The sequence below is a fragment of the Roseomonas mucosa ATCC BAA-692 genome (genome assembly GCF_000622225.1).
Taxonomy (GTDB): Bacteria; Pseudomonadota; Alphaproteobacteria; order Acetobacterales; family Acetobacteraceae; genus Roseomonas; species Roseomonas mucosa.
Window position 1 is genome coordinate 1 of record NZ_JHWD01000009.1, and the last position, 17,088, is coordinate 17,088.

15 protein-coding genes are annotated in these 17,088 nt (G+C 71.4%); 5 read left to right on the forward strand and 10 right to left on the reverse strand.

What is annotated here, in order from left to right; translation table 11 throughout:
- Positions 1 to 365: 365 nt before the first annotated feature.
- From BT98_RS0110925 to BT98_RS0110945, 5 genes are all read right to left on the reverse strand, one after another.
- Positions 366 to 1,265 (reverse strand): ABC transporter permease, encoded by a 900-nt coding sequence (locus BT98_RS0110925; protein WP_019461116.1) that lies wholly within the window; start codon positions 1,263 to 1,265, stop codon positions 366 to 368.
- Complete coding sequence (locus tag BT98_RS0110930; RefSeq protein ID WP_037250551.1) at positions 1,262 to 2,179, reverse strand: ABC transporter permease; 918 nt, start codon at positions 2,177 to 2,179, stop codon at positions 1,262 to 1,264. The genes BT98_RS0110925 and BT98_RS0110930 overlap by 4 nt, the downstream gene beginning before the upstream one ends.
- A gap of 36 nt (positions 2,180 to 2,215) precedes the next feature.
- On the reverse strand, positions 2,216 to 3,502 hold the full coding sequence (locus BT98_RS0110935) for an ABC transporter substrate-binding protein (RefSeq protein ID WP_019461118.1): 1,287 nt from the start codon (positions 3,500 to 3,502) through the stop codon (positions 2,216 to 2,218).
- 131 nt (positions 3,503 to 3,633) lie between these two features.
- A complete protein-coding gene (locus BT98_RS0110940) occupies positions 3,634 to 4,935 on the reverse strand; it encodes an ABC transporter substrate-binding protein (RefSeq protein WP_019461119.1) in 1,302 nt (433 codons plus the stop codon).
- Between the two features lie 111 nt (positions 4,936 to 5,046).
- Complete coding sequence (locus tag BT98_RS0110945; protein WP_019461120.1) at positions 5,047 to 6,093, reverse strand: ABC transporter ATP-binding protein; 1,047 nt, start codon at positions 6,091 to 6,093, stop codon at positions 5,047 to 5,049.
- Positions 6,094 to 6,608: 515 nt separating this feature from the next.
- Here BT98_RS0110945 and BT98_RS0110950 point away from each other — a divergent pair.
- The 5 genes from BT98_RS0110950 (at position 6,609) to ftsY (ending at position 12,296) form a co-directional block, all read left to right on the forward strand.
- Positions 6,609 to 8,846 carry a heavy metal translocating P-type ATPase gene (locus BT98_RS0110950; protein ID WP_037250554.1) on the forward strand — a complete coding sequence of 746 codons (2,238 nt, stop codon included), beginning with the start codon at positions 6,609 to 6,611 and terminating at the stop codon, positions 8,844 to 8,846.
- A complete protein-coding gene (locus BT98_RS0110955) occupies positions 8,833 to 9,216 on the forward strand; it encodes a MerR family transcriptional regulator (RefSeq protein ID WP_019461122.1) in 384 nt (127 codons plus the stop codon). The genes BT98_RS0110950 and BT98_RS0110955 overlap by 14 nt, the downstream gene beginning before the upstream one ends.
- The gene (locus tag BT98_RS0110960; protein WP_019461123.1) at positions 9,213 to 9,410 is read left to right on the forward strand and encodes a heavy-metal-associated domain-containing protein; all 198 of its coding nucleotides are present in this window, start codon (positions 9,213 to 9,215) and stop codon (positions 9,408 to 9,410) included. Before BT98_RS0110955 ends, BT98_RS0110960 begins: the two co-directional genes overlap by 4 nt.
- A gap of 138 nt (positions 9,411 to 9,548) precedes the next feature.
- The gene (gene dapF, locus BT98_RS0110965; RefSeq protein ID WP_019461124.1) at positions 9,549 to 10,364 is read left to right on the forward strand and encodes a diaminopimelate epimerase; all 816 of its coding nucleotides are present in this window, start codon (positions 9,549 to 9,551) and stop codon (positions 10,362 to 10,364) included.
- A gap of 1,044 nt (positions 10,365 to 11,408) precedes the next feature.
- On the forward strand, positions 11,409 to 12,296 hold the full coding sequence (ftsY, locus tag BT98_RS28650) for a signal recognition particle-docking protein FtsY (protein ID WP_051004832.1): 888 nt from the start codon (positions 11,409 to 11,411) through the stop codon (positions 12,294 to 12,296).
- A 16-nt stretch (positions 12,297 to 12,312) separates the two neighbouring features.
- Here ftsY and BT98_RS0110980 read toward each other — a convergent pair whose 3' ends face one another.
- The 5 genes from BT98_RS0110980 to BT98_RS26110 all read right to left on the reverse strand — a co-directional run bounded on the left by BT98_RS0110980 (position 12,313) and on the right by BT98_RS26110 (position 17,046).
- A complete protein-coding gene (locus tag BT98_RS0110980) occupies positions 12,313 to 12,792 on the reverse strand; it encodes a hypothetical protein (protein WP_026033187.1) in 480 nt (159 codons plus the stop codon).
- On the reverse strand, positions 12,789 to 13,340 hold the full coding sequence (locus tag BT98_RS0110985) for an NUDIX hydrolase (protein ID WP_019461127.1): 552 nt from the start codon (positions 13,338 to 13,340) through the stop codon (positions 12,789 to 12,791). The genes BT98_RS0110980 and BT98_RS0110985 overlap by 4 nt, the downstream gene beginning before the upstream one ends.
- 133 nt (positions 13,341 to 13,473) lie before the next feature.
- Positions 13,474 to 13,698 (reverse strand): hypothetical protein, encoded by a 225-nt coding sequence (locus tag BT98_RS0110990; RefSeq protein ID WP_147292454.1) that lies wholly within the window; start codon positions 13,696 to 13,698, stop codon positions 13,474 to 13,476.
- 151 nt (positions 13,699 to 13,849) lie between these two features.
- A complete protein-coding gene (locus BT98_RS0110995; protein ID WP_019461129.1) occupies positions 13,850 to 14,884 on the reverse strand; it encodes an NAD-dependent epimerase/dehydratase family protein in 1,035 nt (344 codons plus the stop codon).
- Entirely contained in the window at positions 14,881 to 17,046 is a 2,166-nt protein-coding gene (locus tag BT98_RS26110; RefSeq protein ID WP_019461130.1) for a glycosyltransferase family 4 protein, read from the reverse strand. Before BT98_RS26110 ends, BT98_RS0110995 begins: the two co-directional genes overlap by 4 nt.
- Positions 17,047 to 17,088 lie beyond the last annotated feature (42 nt).

Genomic DNA, 17,088 nt, shown 5'->3' on the forward strand with positions numbered 1-17,088 from the left:
CCCCAGCCTCTCAAGGCCCGCCAGTCCACCGCCAGATCAGCCACGGTCCCACTCAAGTCATCCAGCAACCTCGTGCCAAATCACTCAAGCAAAACATCCAGGCTTCCTACAGTAAAACCCCTATTCACACCTTCAAGGAACAATTCCACACCTCAGAGACAGAACATCCACCCTCAGAGATACCCCCTCGCCAGGAAGCATCCCCTCCAGTGAACATCCAACCTGTCGGCAGGAAACCCGCGTCAGAAGCACTTCACAGCACCTCGCCGCCGGTGAACGGGCTTATACGGGCCATAAAGAAAGCTGTCAAAGCCCCTCGGCGCAGAATCTTTTCAGATTTCTTGCACCCTCCCGGTGGCCCCTCCTCAGCCCCTCCTGGCCCGCCGGCTGCGCCGTCGCTGGAGGAGGAGCACCGTCCCCAGGGCCAGCACGATTACCAGCAGGGACATGCCAGTGGTCAGCGTGCCCAGGGCATAGATTTCCGGCGTGGTCACGGTGGTGGTCAGCCCCTGGAGCTCCAGGGGCAGGGTGTTCTGTCCACCGATCGCCTGGCTGGTCCGGGCCACCTCGTCCCAGGACAGGGTGAAGCCGAACAGCGCCACGCCCACCAGGGAGGGCGCGATGATCGGGATCACCACATGCCGCAGCACCTGCCGCGGCGAGGCGCCCAGGTCGCGCGCCGCCTCCTCATAAGCCGGGTTGAAGCGGTTGAAGACGGCGAAGAGGATCAGCAGCCCGAAGGGCAGCGTCCAGGTCAGGTGCGCCCCCAGGGCGGAGGTATAGAGGCCCGCCGCGGTCTCGTAGTTCCGCAGCCAGGCGATGTCCCAGCGCTCCGCAAGGGCCTTCACCAGGTCGTCGATCAGCCGGAACTCCAGCCCGATCCCCAGGCTGACCACGATGGAGGGCATGATCAGGCTGGCCACTGCCACATAGAACAGGGCGTCCTGGCCCTTGAAGCGCTTGCGGAAGGCCAGCCCCGCCGGCAGCGCCAGCCCGACGGTGAGCAGCATCACCACCAGCCCCAGGCGGAAGGACCGTCCGAAGGCCGCCCAGATATCCACCACCCCTACCCCCTGCCAGAGGCGGGAGAACCAGTAGGTGGAGAACCCGTTCATCGGGAAGGTCAGCCCGCCCTGCGGCCCCTGGAAGCTCAGGATCACGATGGTCAGGATCGGCCCGTAAAGGAACAGGACGAAGAGGGCGAAAAGCGCGGCCAGCCACCAGAAGGCCGCCGGCCGCTTCTCCCTGACGGCGGGCCCGCTCACAGTTCGCGCCTCACATCCACCAGCTTGGTCAACCCCCAGATCATCATCAGCACCACCGCCAGCAGCACCACCGCATTGGCCGCGGCGATGGGGAATTGCAGGTAGCTCATCTGCACCTGGATCACCTTGCCCACCGAGGCGATCTGCTGCCCGCCCATGATGCCGACCGTCACGAAGTCGCCCATCACGATGGTCAGCACGAAGATCGAGCCGATCACGATGCCCGGCTTGCACAGCGGCAGGATGACATGGACCAGGGTCTGCCAGCCGCTCGCCCCGCCATCGCGCGCCGCCTCGATCAGCGAGCGGTCGATGCGCGCCATGGAGTTGAAGATCGGCACCATCATGAACAGCGTGTAGAGATGGACGAAGGCCAGCAGCACCGAGAACTCGGAATAAAGCAGCCAGTCCAGCGGCGTATCGACGATGCCCAGCGCCATCAGCCCCTGGTTCACCAGCCCGTTGCGGCCCAGCAGCGGTACCCAGGCGATCATGCGGATGACGTTGGAGGTCCAGAACGGCACGGTGCAGAGCAGGAACAGCCCCATCTGCACCGTGGTCGTGCGGATGTGGAAGGACAGGAAATAGGCGATGCCGAAGCCCAGCAGCAGCGTCGTGCCCCAGGCCAGCAGGCAGAACTTCAGCGTCGAGAGATAGGTCGCGAAGGTGACGCAGAGGTCCGGCAGCCGCGCGAGGCAACCATCGAAGACGTCGCGGTAGTTCTGCAGCGTCAGGTCCGGCGTGATCTGGTACTCGTCATAGGTCCAGAAGGATACCAGCACGGTCAGCACCAGCGGCACGACGAAGAACAGCAGGAAGAGCAGCGCGAAGGGCGCCGCCTGCCAATAGGCAATGTTGCGTCGGCGCGCGTTCCGGGGCGGTTTCGCCCCGGACAGACCCGCCTCGGGAGCCATGGCATCCATCACGCCACCCCGCGAGCCGCTGACGGCTCAGGCCACGATGAACTCATTCCATTTCCTGATCAGATACGCGTTCTCGTCCATCACGGAGTTCCAGCAGGCGACCCGGCCCATGCGCTGCTCGTAGGAGCCGCCGTCGCGCACCGTGCCCGCCTTCTCCACCACCACGCCGGCCGGCGACCTGACGTCCCGCTCGGCCGGCTTGCCCTCCATCCAGTAGGCCCATTCGTAGGGCTCCATCTGCTGGCGCGCCGTCTCGGGCACGGAAGGATAGTAGCCCTGGCGCAGCAACGTGGCCCCGACCCAGCCGGACAGGAACCAGTTGATGAAGTCATAGGCCGCGTCCAGCTTGCGCCCTTCCAGCGTGCGCGGGATGCCGAGGCCCAGCCCCCAGCCGCGATAGCCCTCCTTCAGCGGCTGGAAGACGCAGGGGATGCCCTGCGAGCGCACCTTGGTCACGGCCGGCGACCACATCGACTGGATCACCGTCTCTCCGGAGCCCATCAGGTTCACGCTCTCGTTGAAATCGCTCCAGAACGCCCGGAACTGCCCCGCCCTCTTCGCCTCCGTCATCAGGCCGAGCGTGGCGTCGATTTCGGCCTTCGTCATGTTGCCCTTGTCGGCATAGGTCACCTTGCCGATGGCCTCCGCCACCATCGCCGCATCCATGATGCCGACCGAGGGGCTGTTCACCAGCGCAGCCTTGCCCTTGAACTCCGGATTCAGCAGCTCGGCCCAGCTTCCGATGGAGCGGCCGATCAGGTCGGGGCGGATGCCCAGCGTATCGCCGTTGCAGTTGATGGGGATCAGCGACATCCATTCGGTCGGCCCCGTGGCGAAACCCTTGCTGCGCACCCCGGTCAGGAAGGCGGTCTTCTTCGGCGCGCTGCCCTGGTCGCCGATCCTGCGCCCGGCCACCTCGCCCCGGGTGAAGAGCGGCGCGATCCTCTCGGCCATCTTCACCCGCTTGACCTCGATGCCGGCCATGTTGCCGGAGGGCATCAGCTGCCGCACCGCGGAGAAGTCGGTGTCCACCAGGTCGAAGGTGCTGGGCTGCGTCACCACCCGGCGTACGATGTCCTCATGCACCCCCGTGGTGTATTCGAGGGTGATCCCGGTCTCCTCCTTGCAGCGCTGCGCGATGGCCTGGCTCTGGTTCACCCCCAGGCCCAGGTAGCGCAGCGTCACCGGCTCCTGCGCATGCACCGCCGGGGCGCCCAGGGGGGCGCCAAGCGCCGCGGCACCCCCCAGCAGGCCCCGCAGCACCGGGCGCCGGCCGATGCCGGAAGCATGCTTCATCTGGCTCACGTCATCCATGGCAGATCTCCCGCAGCCGCGCGGCCCGATCGCCGCGCGCCGATGCCGTGAGAACCGGACCCCATCCCCAATGATTTCTTGTCGGACGGAGCGGCCCGGCAGGCCGCCCCGCTCCAGCCCACGCCGCCCGGTCAGGCGGCGATGAACTCGTTCCACTTGCGGATGAGGTAGGTGTTCTCGTCCATCACCGCGTTCCAGCAGGCGACCCGGCCCATGCGCTGCTCGTAGGAGCCGCCGTCGCGCACCGTGCCCGCCTTCTCCAGCAGCGAGCCGTCCGGCGCCTTGATGTCCTGGGCCGCCGGCTTGCCCTCCATCCAGTAGGCCCACTCATAGGGCTCCATGTTGGCCTTGGCCGTGCTGAGCACCGCCGAGTAGTAGCCCTGGCGGTTCAGGAAGGCGCCGGCCCAGCCCGACAGGAACCAGTTGATGAAGTCATAGGCCGCATCCAGCTTGCGCCCTTCCAGCGTGCGCGGGATGCCGAAGCCCGAGGCCCAGGCGCGGTAGCCCTCGCGCAGCGGCTGGAAGACGCAGGGGATGCCTTGCGAGCGCACCTTGGTCACGGCCGGCGACCACATCGACTGGATCACCGTCTCCCCCGAGGCCATCAGGTTGACGCTCTCGTTGAAGTCGCTCCAGAAGGCCCGGAACTGCCCCGCCTTCTTGGCCTCGGTGAGGATGCCGAGGGTCTTGTCGATCTCGGCCTTGGTCATGTTGCCCTTGTCGGCATAGGTGTGGGCGCCCATCGCCTCCACCACCATCGCCGCGTCCATGATGCCGATGGAGGGGATGTTCAGGATCGAGGCCTTGCCCTTGAACTCCGGGTTCAGCAGCTCCTTCCAGCTCTCGACCGGACGCTTGATCAGGTCGGGGCGGATGCCCAGCGTGTCGGCGTTGTAGGTGGTGGGGATCAGGCTCATCCACTCGGTCGGGCCGTCGGCGAACTCCTTGGAGTTGCGGCCCTTCATGAACTGCACCTTCTTCGGCGCGGTGCCCTGCTCGCCGATCTTCTTGCCGTCGATCTCACCCTTGGTGAAGACCGGGGTGATGTTGTCGAACTCCTTGATCCGCTTCGCCTCGATGCCCTGCAGGTTGCCCGAGGGCGCGACGCGCTTGGCGGAGAAGTACTCCATGTCCAGCAGGTCGAAGGTGTTGGGCTGCGTCACCGCGCGGCGGATCACGTCATCCGTCACCACCGGGATGTACTCGATGGTGATGCCCAGGTCCTGCTTCACCTTGGCGGCGATCTCGGCGCTCTGGTTCACCGCCGTGCCCAGGTAGCGCAGCGTCACCGGCTCCTGCGCATGCACTGCCGGGGCGGCCAGGCGGAAGGCGCCGGCCGCGGCCAGGCCGCTCGCGGCGCCGAACAGCGTGCGCCGGCCCAGCGTCCCCAGGGCGCCGTGGGGGTTCGCCCCGTTCTTCTTGCTTTCACTCATGAGCCTTGCTCCTCCAGGGTGGGGGCTGCCCGCCACCGTGTCTGCATCGGGGCCACCCGGACCGCTTGGCCGGGATGGCGGAGAAATCGCGCCGCCTTCAGCGTGCGCCGCTCAGGCCGGAAGCGCCTGGCCGTGGGCGGGCACGCTCAACCGGTGCGCGTCCGTGCCGCTCCAGCCGACCGTCACCGCCTCGCCCTGGCTCAGCGGCGCGGCCTCGAAGGCATCGTCGGACAGGATGGCGGTCATCTCCGGCAGGGTGTCGCGATAGGCGCCCTCCCCGGCGAGGCGGAGCTGCACGAAGCTGCCCTGGTACTCGACCATGGCGACCCGGGCCGGCAGCCCGTCCCTGCCGTTCTCGGATGGCCAGCCACGCGCCACCTGCATCCGGTCGGTGCGCACCGCGAAGGGCCCGCCCGCGCCCGGCAGGTCGATGACGTTGTGGCCGCCGATGAAGCGCGCCACGAAGGGTGTCGCGGGGCGCGAGAAGACCGTGCGCGGGTCGTCCGCCTGCTCGATCCGCCCGGCATTCATCACCACGGCGAGGTCGGAGAGCGCCATCGCCTCCTCCTGGCTGTGGGTGACATGGATGAAGGTGATGCCGAGCTCGTTCTGCAGCCGCTTCAGCTCCGCCCGCACCTGGATGCGCAGGAAGGGGTCGAGCGCCGAGAGCGGCTCGTCCAGCAGCAGCACCGAGGGCTCCGTCACCAGCGCCCGGGCAAGGGCCACGCGCTGCTGCTGCCCGCCCGAGAGCTGCGCCGGCAGGCGGGTGGCGTATTTCTCCATGTGCACGAGGCGCAGCATGGCCTCGGCCTTCGCCCGCCGCTCCGCCTTGCCGATGCCGCGCATGCGCGGGCCGAAGGCGACGTTGTCCAGGCAGTTCAGGTGCGGGAAAAGCGCGTAGCTCTGGAACATCATCGCCGTGCCCCGCGCCGCCGGGGCCAGGCCGCCGACGTTGCGCGGGCCGATCAGGATGTCGCCGTCGCTGATGTCCTCATGCCCGGCGATCATCCGCAGCGTGCTGGTCTTGCCGCAGCCCGAGGGGCCGAGCAGGCAGCAATAGCTCCCCGCCGGGATGCGCAGGTCGATCCCGTCCACCGCCACCGCCCCGTTGGGGTAGCGCTTGGTCACCTTCACCAGCTCGACACTCGCCCCGCGCATGAGCCCCCAGACCGATCCATGTCCCCGCCGCGAGGAACGCAAGGCCCGTGCCACCGTCATCATTCTCCGGAGAACCCTGGGCGTTGCGCCTGCCGCCACCCCCGGGGGAGGCTCCGCCTGCCCCCGGAACTCCCACCGCCGGGGACATCGTATGTCCCCAGGCCCCGCCTTGAGTGGGTGAGGTGGCAAGGTCAGCCGGTGGCGTGATCCCAGGGAGCAGGTGGATCAGGAGGTCGCCCGGAAGAAGTGAAGGACACCTTGTCCGCACTCGCGGCATCCGCGGCTTGCCGGAGAGCATCGCTTCCGGCGCGATCCGGCGGCAGCGGGAACCAGCGACGATGATTCCAGGGCACACGCTGTCCTGGCGGACAGGGGTCCCGGAAGCGAAACCCTGCCGGCGCATTGAACATTTCTTAGGCAATTCCTGCCGCAATGACGCCTGCGCAAGGCAAGTATGCATCGCATCCCGGGAAGAGGCTTGACCTTCCCGGAGAGGGAAGCCCCACCTCTTGGCCATGCCAGACAACCTTTCCGCCCACACGGCCAGCACGTCCCAGGGCACCGGACCCGGCCTCGACCTCCTGGTGGAGGGGATGAGTTGCGCCTCCTGCGTGCGGCGGGTGGAACGCGCGCTCACGAAGGTTCCGGGCGTGGAATCGGCCCAGGCGAACTTCGCCACTGGCCATACGCGGGTGCGTCTCCAGTCCGGCGCCGACCCCGCCGCGCTGGAGGAAGCGCTGGACCGGGCCGTGGAGAAAGCCGGCTATGCCGTGCTGCATCCGGAGCCGGAAGCCGCCGGCGCCACGCCTCCGCGCCACCGGATGGGCTGGCTGCGCCCCACCCTGGCCGGGCTGCTCGCCCTGCCCTTCCTTATCGGCATGATCGGCATGGGGCTGGGCCGCGACTGGATGCCGCCCCCCCTGGCGCAGTTCGTCCTGGCCACGCTGATGCAGTTCGGCATCGGCGCCGGGATCTACCGCAAGGCCTGGGGCGCGGTGCGGGACCTCACCGGCAACATGGAGCTGCTGGTCGCCATCGGCACCACGGCGGCCTGGGCGCTTTCCACCGTGCTGATGCTGAATGACGGGCACCATCTCTATTTCGAGGCCTCGGCCCTGGTCCTGGCCTTCGTCTCGCTTGGCCGCTTCCTGGAGGAACGCGCCCGCAACGCCGCCGCCGGGGCGGTGGAAACGCTGCTGAAGCTGCGCCCCGACACCGCCCTGCGCCTCGACGGCCAGGGGCGGGAGGAGGAGGTGCCCACCGCCCGGCTGCGCCAGGGCGACCGCATCGCCATCCGCCCCGGCGCCCGCATCCCCGCCGATGCGCTGCTGGAGGAAGGCGAGGCCGGGGTGGACGAATCCGCCCTGACCGGCGAGTCCCGCGCCGTGGCCAAGAGCCCGGGCGACGCCCTGGCCGCCGGGACGGTGGTGCTGGACGGACGGCTGGTGGCCCGCGTCACCGCCACGGGCAAGGACACGCGCCTCGCCCGCATCGCCGCGCTGGTGGAGGAGGCGGGCAGCAGCCGCGCCCCGATCCAGCGCCTGGCCGACCGGGTGAGCGCCGTCTTCGTGCCGGTGGTCCTGGGCATCGCCGCCGTCACCTTCCTGGGCTGGCTGCTGGCCGGGGCGGCGGCGCAGGTGGCACTGCTGCATGCGGTGGCGGTGCTGGTGGTGGCCTGCCCCTGCGCCCTGGGCCTTGCCACCCCCGCCGCCGTGGTGGCCGGCACTGGCGCCGCCGCCCGCGCCGGCATCCTGCTGCGCGATGCCGAGGCGATCGAGCGCGCCCGGGGCCTTTCCGTGGTCGCCTTCGACAAGACCGGCACGCTGACCGAGGGCCGGCCGCGCCTTGCCGCGCTGGTTCCGGCGGAAGGCGTGGCGCGGGAGGAGGCGCTGCGCCTCGCCGCGCGGCTGCAGGCGGGCAGCGAGCATCCCCTCGCCCGCGCCGTGCTGGACGAGGCCGGGGGCACGCCGCGGCCGGCGGAATCCTTCCGCGCCCTGCCCGGACGCGGGGTGGAGGGCGTGGCCGAGGGCCGCCGCCTGCGCCTGGGCAGCGACCGGCTGCTGCCCCAGGCTGGCGCGCCGGAGCCCCTGGCCGCCGCCTCGGCGGAACAGGCGGCGCACGGCTATTCGCAGTCCTGGCTGATCGAATCCGGGCCGGAGGGCGAGCGCGTGCTGGCCCTGCTGGGCTTCGAGGATGCCCCCCGCGCCGGTGCCGCCGAGGCGGTGGCGCGCCTCCACGCCCTGGGCCTGCGCACCGCCATGCTGAGCGGCGACAACGAGGCAGCCGCCCGCGAGGCCGCGCGCCGCTTCGGCATCGACGAGGTCGCGGCCCGGCTGCTGCCGGAGGACAAGGCCACCCGCCTCGCCGCCTGGCATGCCGAGGGGCGCCGCGTCGCCATGGTGGGGGATGGGGTGAACGACGCCCCGGCGCTCGCCGCCGCCGATCTCGGAATCGCCATGGGCGGTGGCACCGATGCCGCCTTCGCCGCCGCGCACCTGGCCCTGCTGCGCCCCGATCCGCGCCTCGTGCCCGCCGCCCTTTCCGTGCTGCATGCCACCTGGCGCACCATCGCGCAGAACCTCGGCTGGGCCTTCGCGTTCAATACCCTGGCCATCCCTGCCGCGGCGCTGGGCGGCCTGTCGCCCGCCCTGGCGGGTGGCGCCATGGCGCTGTCCTCGCTGACCGTGCTCGGCAATGCGCTGCGCCTGACGCGCTGGAAGCCGGAAGGGGAGACCGCGCATGAACATCGGTGAGGCGGCCGCCGTCAGCGGCCTCAGCGCCAAGGCGATCCGCCGCTACGAGGAGGCCGGGCTGATCCGCCCGCGCCGCCTCGCCAATGGCTACCGCAGCTACAACGAGCGCGATGTCGCCGCCCTGCGCTTCGCCCGCCACGCGCGGGAACTGGCCTTCCCGCTGGTCGAGGTGAAACGCCTGCTGGAGCTCTGGAGCGACGGCAGCCGCGCCAGCGCCGATGTCCGCACCATTGCCCAGGAGCATATCCTGGCGCTGGAGGCCAAGGCCGCCTCGCTGCAGGCCATCGCCGGCAGCCTGCGGCAACTCGTTTCCTGCTGTCGGGGTGATTCCCGCCCCGACTGCCCCATCCTGGAGGAACTGGCAAAATGATCGAACTGACCGTGAAGGGCATGGACTGCAACCATTGCGTCCAGTCCGTGACCGAGGCGGTGAAGAGCGTGGACCCCGCCGCCAAGGTCGAGGTGGACCTGTCGACCGGCCGCGTCCGCGCCGAAACCGAGGCTGGCCGCGCCCGCCTCGCCGAGGCGATTCGTGCCGAAGGCTACGAGGTGTCGGAAGGCTGATCCGGGGAACATTCCGCGGGCATCGCCGCTCGGCCTATTCCCGGGGCGGCGCTGCCTTCCCGGTCCGGCTCCGCCCATGGGCCGGAAGCGCGATGCCCCAGGGTTCCGCCGCGCGGCGCGCAAGCCTATATCGCTGCCGTGCTTATTCCCTTCCGCAAGATGCACGGACTCGGCAACGACTTCGTCGTGCTCGATGGCCGTGAGCAGCCCCTGCCCCTGACGCCCGCGCGCATCGTCGCCATCGGCGACCGCCGCCGGGGCGTGGGCTTCGACCAGCTCGTGGTGCTGGAGCCTGCGCCGGAGGGAAGCGACGTCTTCATGCGCATCGCCAACCCGGACGGTTCCGAGGCCGGGGCCTGCGGCAACGCCACGCGCTGCGTCGCCAGCCTGCTGATGGCCGAGAGCGGGCAGGAACACGTCACCATCCGCACCATCTCCGGCGCCCTGCCGGCGAAGGCGCTGCCGGACGGGCTGATCCAGGTGGACATGGGCCCGCCGCGCCTCGGCTGGCGGGACGTGCCCCTGGCGCGGGAGGCCGACACGCTGCGCCTGCCGCTCTCCCTCGGCCCGGTTTCCGGGCCCGCGGCCTGTTCCATGGGAAACCCGCACGCCACCTTCTTCGTCAAGGATCTGGCGGCGATCGACCCGGCGGCCCTGGGCCCGGCGCTGGAGCACGATCCCTGGTTCCCGGAGCGGGCCAATATCGGCTTCGCTCAGGTCCTGGCTCCGGATCGCCTCCGCCTTGTGGTCTGGGAGCGTGGCGCAGGGCTGACCCTGGCCTGTGGTTCCGGAGCCTGTGCCACGCTGGTGAACGCGGCGCGGCGTGGGCTCACGGGGCGGGAGGCCACGGTGTCGCTGCCGGGCGGCGACCTGCGGATCGCCTGGCGGGAGGATGGGCATGTGCTGATGACCGGACCGGCCGAGACCGCCTATCGCGGCGAGATCGAGATCTGAGGCGGCCCCGCCGGGAACGGTCCCGGCGGAAGCGACCGGGTCGCTTCCCGTCGTTCCAACGGCCCGGGCAGCCGGTCCCGTCCTCCGGGCCCGTTTGTCCGGGGCCATCATCGAGACACCGCCCCTTTCCAGGCCCAAGGGCCGGGGCGGCAGGGGAGGCAGAATCGCATGGCGCTGAAGGATCTCTGGAACCGGCTGACCGGCCGCGCGCCGGCCACGGAAGCCCCGCCCGAGGGCCCGCCCCAGACCCCCTCGCATGACGGGTTGCCGGAACCCTTCGAGCCTCCGCCGCCCCCGGATGCGGTGGGGATCGATGTCTGGTCCAACCCCCTCCCCGCCGTGGCGCCGGAGGGCGGCGTGCCGCTGGAGGCACTGGACCCGGCCGCCGCGGCCGAGGAGGAGGCGCAGGCCAGGCTGGCGCAGACCCCGCCACCCCTGGGCCCTCATCCGGACCACGGCTTGCCCACGGCCTTCGCGCCAGGAGCGGCGGCACCCGGCACCCTCTCTGGCCCAACCCCCTCTGGCCCAACCCCCTCTGGCCCAACCTCTTCTGGCCTAGCCCCCGGGGCCGGGCCGGCCTCCGTTCCGGTGGCCTATGCGCCACCGCCGCCCCCGGCCGTTGCCGCGCCGCCTCCCGCCCCGCCCATGGCCTATGTGCCGCCCGCGGCACCCGCCGCCGTGCCGGCGCCCGCGCCCGCGCCCGCGCCTGCCGCGCCGTCTGCTCCGGCGGCGGCCGCCCCGCCATCCGCCTTCGCACCGCCTGGCGCGGCCGCCCGTCCTGCCACGCCGGTTTCGCCGCCGGTTCCCGGCTTCCTGTTGCCACCCGTCCCACCGCCCGCCGTGGCGCGGGCCAGCGACCCGGTGCCGGTGCCGCCGCCGGTCCGGGAACCGCCGCCGCCCATCCCCGTCCCGCCGGACGAGGAGCCGGATGTGGAGGAACCGCCTCCCGCCGACATCCCCGACCTCCCCCCGGCAGAGGAGCCCACTACCCCCTCGCCGGTCCGCGAGCCGCCCGCCGGCTTCTTCGGGCGGCTCAAGGCCGGGTTGCAGCGTTCCACCCAGCGGCTGACGGAGAACCTCACCGGCCTCTTCACCAAGCGCCCGCTGGACGAGGCGGCGCTGGAGGACCTGGAGGACACGCTGATCACGGCGGATCTGGGCGTCGCTGCCTCCCGCCGCATCGTCGAGGGCTTCCGCCGCACCCGGTTCGGCAAGGAGGTTTCCGACGAGGAGGTGAAATCCGCCCTGGCCGAGGAGATCACCGCAATCCTCGCCCCGGTCGCCACGCCGCTGGTCCCGGCGGCGGGCACGAGGCCCTTTGTGGTGCTGATGGTCGGCGTGAACGGCACCGGCAAGACCACCACCATCGCCAAGCTCTCCGAGCAGTGGCGCGGCGAGGGCCGGCGGGTGATGCTGGCGGCGGGCGACACCTTCCGCGCCGCGGCGGTGGAGCAGCTTCAGGTCTGGGGCGACCGCACCGGCGCCCCCGTGGTGGCCCCGGCCAAGCCCGGCGCCGATGCCGCCGGCCTGGCGCACGAGGCCCTGGACCGTGCCGTGGCCGAGGGCATGGACGTCCTGCTGATCGACACCGCCGGGCGGCTGCACAACAAGGCCGGGCTGATGGAGGAGCTGCGCAAGGTGGTGCGCGTCCTGAAGCGGAAGGACCCCGCCGTGCCGCACGCCACCATCCTGGTGCTGGACGCCACCACCGGCCAGAACGCCATCCAGCAGTGCAAGGTGTTCCAGGAGATGGTGGACATCACCGGCCTCGTGGTCACCAAGCTCGACGGCTCGGCCAAGGGCGGCGTCGTGGTGGCCCTGGCCCAGGAATTCGGCCTGCCCGTCCACGCGGTCGGCGTGGGCGAGAAGGCCGCCGACCTCCGCCCCTTCGATCCGCGCGACTTCGCCCGCTCGCTGGTCGGACTGGCCTGAGCCGCCCCCAGCCCTTTCAGTAGCTGAAGGGCACCCGCAGCCGGGCGCCGGGCACGATGTCCCGGAACTGGTCCCTGCGCCGGGCCAGGTCGTCCTCGTCGATGCTGGGATTGCTGCCAGGCACGCGCTGCGGCTCGAAGAGATCGGGTCCGAAGGACGGGCGGTTGTCGGCGCCCTGGTCGCGCGGGCGCGGTGCCTCCATGTCGCGATTCGGCATCGGCGCGATGTCGTAGGGCCGGGTCGTGGCGGGCGGAGGAGCCGGCGGCAGTGCCTCCTGCGCGGGCGGCGGTGCCCGGCGCCTCGGGGCGCGGCGCGGCGGCGGCTTCCGGCGCGGTGCGGCGGGGGGCTGGGTGGCGGAAGGCCTTTCGGGCGCGACCCCGCTGGCTGCCGCCGGAGGCGGCGGCGGCGCGGCCCCTCCCTCGGGCGCCTGGGCCCAGGCGAGCACCGGCATGGCGAGAAGGAGAAGCGGCAGGATGCCGCGCGCCACGCCTCTCATGCGGCGTCTCCCGGCAGGCCGGCTGTGCCGCGCGGGTCCTCCGGCGGATTCTGGACGGCCATGGGCAGGGGTCCCAGCCGCGTCGCGTGCCAGCTCCGCAGCGCCCAGCGCACCGAGGGGAAGGCAAGCTCGTTCCAGGGGATCTCCTCCCAGCCGAAGCGGCGGACCTCCAGGCTCTCGGGTCCCGCCGCGAAGCCCGGCTCGGCCAGGCGGGCCCGGAAGAGAATCTGCACCTGGCCGATCCGGGCGATCGAATAGACCGCCAGGATGCCCTCCAGGGCGATCCGGGCCTGCGCTTCCTCCCAGGCCTCGCGCGCCGCCCCTTCGGCCGCCGTCTCGCCCAGTTCCATGTAGCCGGCCGGGATGGTCCAGAAGCCGCGCCGGGGCTCGATGGCCCGGCGGCAGAGCAGCACCGAATCCCTGTCCAGCGCCACCACCGCCCCGACCACGATCTTCGGGTTCTCGTAGGCGATGAAGCCGCAATCGGCGCAGGTCAGGCGGTCGTGCTCATCGCCCTCGTGTCGGATGCGTTCGAAACGGCCGGTCATGGCGCAATCATGTGGCCCGGCCCCGGCCTCGGCAAGGCAGGCCGGGCCTCACGCCGGAAGCTGTGTTGGCCCTTGGGGAAGGTCCGGCCAGGGGCACCACCGGTCCTGCCCGCGCTGGTGGTGGAACCCGGCGTCAGACCCGCAGGTCGAGCAGGCTGCCACGCGGCGGCGTCCCGCCCTGGGGCGAAGCCGCACCGCTGCCCGCCTCCACGCCGCGCGACTCCGCCATCCGCCGCTGCACCGGGGTGGCCTGTTCCACACCGGTGCCACGGCCGGGCGAGACCGCCGGGACGCTCGCGGCGGGTTCGCCACGGGCGAGGCTCTGCGAGAAGGCGGCCAGGGAATTGAACGCGATCATGCGCAGGATCGTCGCCGACAGTTCCGAAGAATCGGTGAACGGCAGGGGCCGGCGGCAGGAAGGACGGGCAGGGGAGATCCGCATGCCCCCGGCATCACCCGGGAAGCCGTTAACTCTCCAGCAACCAGAAGATGTATTTTTGAGACAGCGATCAGCAATTGATCCGGTGGTATTGCCGATACCAGTCCACGAAGCGTCCCAGGCCTTCCTCCAGCGGCGTGCGCGGCGCGAAGCCCACAGCCGCCTTCAGCGCCGAGACATCGGCCCAGGTGCGTTCCACGTCGCCCGGCTGCATCGGCACCGGGCGGCGCAGCGCGGTGCGGCCGGTGTGCCGTTCCAGGATGTCGATCATCTCGCCGACCGGAACGGGCGTGTGGTTGCCGATGTTGAAGATGCGGTGCGGCGCCTCGGGGACGGGGCGGCCCGGCTCGTCGGGGGCGGCGGGTGGCTGCGGCAGCAGGCGGGCGATGGCCTCCACCACCTCGTCCACATAGGTGAAGTCGCGCCACACCTGCCCGTGATTGAAGACCCTGATCTCACGACCCTCGTAGAGCGCCTGGGTAAAGCCCCAGTAGGCCATGTCCGGCCGCCCCCAGGGGCCATAGACGGTGAAGAAGCGCAGCCCCGTCAGCGGCAGGGCGAAGAGATGGGCATAGGAATGCGCCATCAGCTCGTTGGCCCGCTTGGTCGCGGCATAGAGCGAGGAGGGCCGGTCCACCGGATCGTCCTCGCGGAACGGCACCCGCGTGCTGGCGCCATAGACCGAGGATGAGGAGGCATAGACGAGATGGCGCACCGGATGCGCCCGGGCCGACTCCAGCACCTCCAGGAACCCGTCCAGATTGGCCCGCCCATAGGCGCGCGGCGCCTGCAGCGAATAGCGGACCCCCGCCTGGGCGGCGAGATGGGCCACCATGTCGGGCGCGAAGCCCGACCAGTGCCGCGCCAGCAGGCCGGGCTCGGCGAGGTCGGCCTCGGCGAAGCGGAAGCGCGGATGGTCGAGCATCGCGCTCAGCCGCGCCCGCTTCAGCGCGGGATCGTAATACGGGTTCAGGTCGTCGAGGCCGAGGACCTCCGCCCCTTCCTCCAGCAGGCGGCGCGATAGGTGCGCGCCGACGAAGCCCGCCGCCCCGGTGACGAGGATGCGCGCCCCGGCCAGGGCGGAAACCGCACCGCCGCCGCTCACGCCGCCAGTTCCCGCAGGCGCTGGCCTTCGATCCAGCCCAGTCGCCCGGCGAGGTCGTCCTCCCGGCACAGCATCACCCGCACCAGCGCGGCGCCGAGGACGCGCTCGTCGCCTTCCGGATGGACGGGGGTGCTCTCGATATCGGCGCGCAGCAGGCGGCAGCCCTCCGGCACCTCCAGGCGCAGCGCGCAGCCGCCCTGGGCGCCGGCCTCCAGATAGAGGCTGCCGGCGGCGAGCTCGTTGCCCTCCGCCTCGGCCCGCAGGCGCACCTCGCCGCCGCCGGGGGGCGCCACCAGCTCCATGTACAGGCGCCAGGGCGCGGCCGGGCCCGGCGGCACCGGCAGGCGCAGCGTCGCCGCGCCGCCCTTGGTCCAGACGCCCCAGACTTCCGGCATGTGCCAGTTCGGCCCATCGCGGAGGACCTGCCGCACGGCCATGGCCGCGTCCGGCCGCATCTCGTCGCCCAGCACCATGCGGTAGGGCTGGCCCGGCTGCAGCGCCAGCCTTTCCTCCAGCGCCGGCGTGGTGCGGGCGGCCATGGCCTGGAGATGGCCGAGGACCTCGTCGCGCAGCGCCTCCCACCGGCGCAGCCCGGCATGCTGGCGCACCGCCGCCTCGCGCTCCGCCAGGAAGGAGGGGTCGGCGATCAGGCGCTCCAGCTTCGCCGCCAGATCGGGCTCGTGCTGCGGGGCGAAGTACACCGCCGCGGGACCTCCGGCCTCCGGCAGGGCGGAATGTTCCGGGATCACCGGCACCTTGCCATGGGCGAGGCTCTCGGTGACCGGCAGGCCCCAGCCCTCGTAGAAGGAGTTGTACACGGTGAAGCGGCAGCCGGCGTAGAGCGCGGCCAGCGCCGCGTCCGAGACGCCGTGCAGCAGCACCACATGGCGCCGCAGCTCGGCGCTGTTGGCCAGCAGCTCCAGCGCCCCCTGGGCGTGCCAGCCGGGCTGGCCGACGCAGACCAGGCGCGGCACCCGCCCGGCGCCCAGGCGGCGGATCAGCGAGAGCCAGGCGCGGAAGACCAGGAGATGGTCCTTGCGGCTCTCGATCGTGCCGACGAAGAGGGCATAGGGCTGGCCGGGGCGGAAGCCGCGCAGCCCTTCCAGCGCCAGCGGGTCGGGCTCGGTGCCGTCCGACATCGGATCGGCGTCGAGGCGCACCACCTCCATTGGCAGGTCCAGCTCCGGCAGCAGGCGGTCGAGCTGCGTCCGCCCGTCGCGCCGCGTGCATTCGGAATTGCACAGGAAGCCATGGGCATGCACGCCGACCGCGGCGAACCAGCGGGCATAGTCGCGCACCATCTGTTCCTGGCAGTGCTCCGGCACCACCAGCGGCACGCAGTCGTGCAGGAAGGGGATGTAGCGGATGCGGCGGTCGCGCTGCGCCGCGCGCAGGCCCCGGAAATAGTCCGGCAGGCCCCAGGAATTGCCCAGGTTCACCAGCAGCCCGCCCAGCGGGAAAAGGTGGCGCGGGGCCTGGGCCAGGGCCTCGTCCACCCGCTCCAGCGCCATGATCCAGGCGGGATCGTCGGTCTCGGCGCCGGTGTGCGAGGCCTCGATCACCCCGCGCAGGGCTGCGGCGGGCACGGCGCGCCAGCAGGCCTCCCGCAGGTCGTAGGAGACATAGGCGATGCGGGTCCCCGGCGGATTGCCGCCGCGCAGCGTGGCGCCGACGATGCCGCACTGGACGCGCTGGATGCCGGTGGGCGTGCGCTTGCCGCGGAAATAGTCGAGCAGGTCGGTGACGTCGAAGGCCACGTCCATTCCCGCCGCCGCATCCTGGTCCTCTGGCCGGGGAGCGGAAAACGGCGCGCCGGACGGGCCGTGCCACGCTTCCTCCGGTCCGGCGGCAGGGAACCCGTCCTCCACCGCCGGTTGCAGGGCGACGGGGCGGCCCAGGTGGCGCAGCGTGGCGGCGATCTGGCGCTGGATCTCCGGGTCGCGCGGGCTAAGGGACTCCGCCTCGCGGAAACTGTCGAGCGCCTCCTCCGGCAGGTGCGCCGCCAGCAGGCAGAGGCCCCGCTGCAGCATCAGCGGCCAGGCATCGGGCCGCTGCCGGATCACGCCCGCATAGGCTTCCGCCGCGGCCAGCCAGTCTCCCGCATCGCGCCTGGCATCCGCCTCCGCCAGAAGCGCCGCCCCGCTCGTCCGATCGCCCGACATCCGGTTCTCCGCCCTTGTGGCACAACCTATGCGTATGGCGAG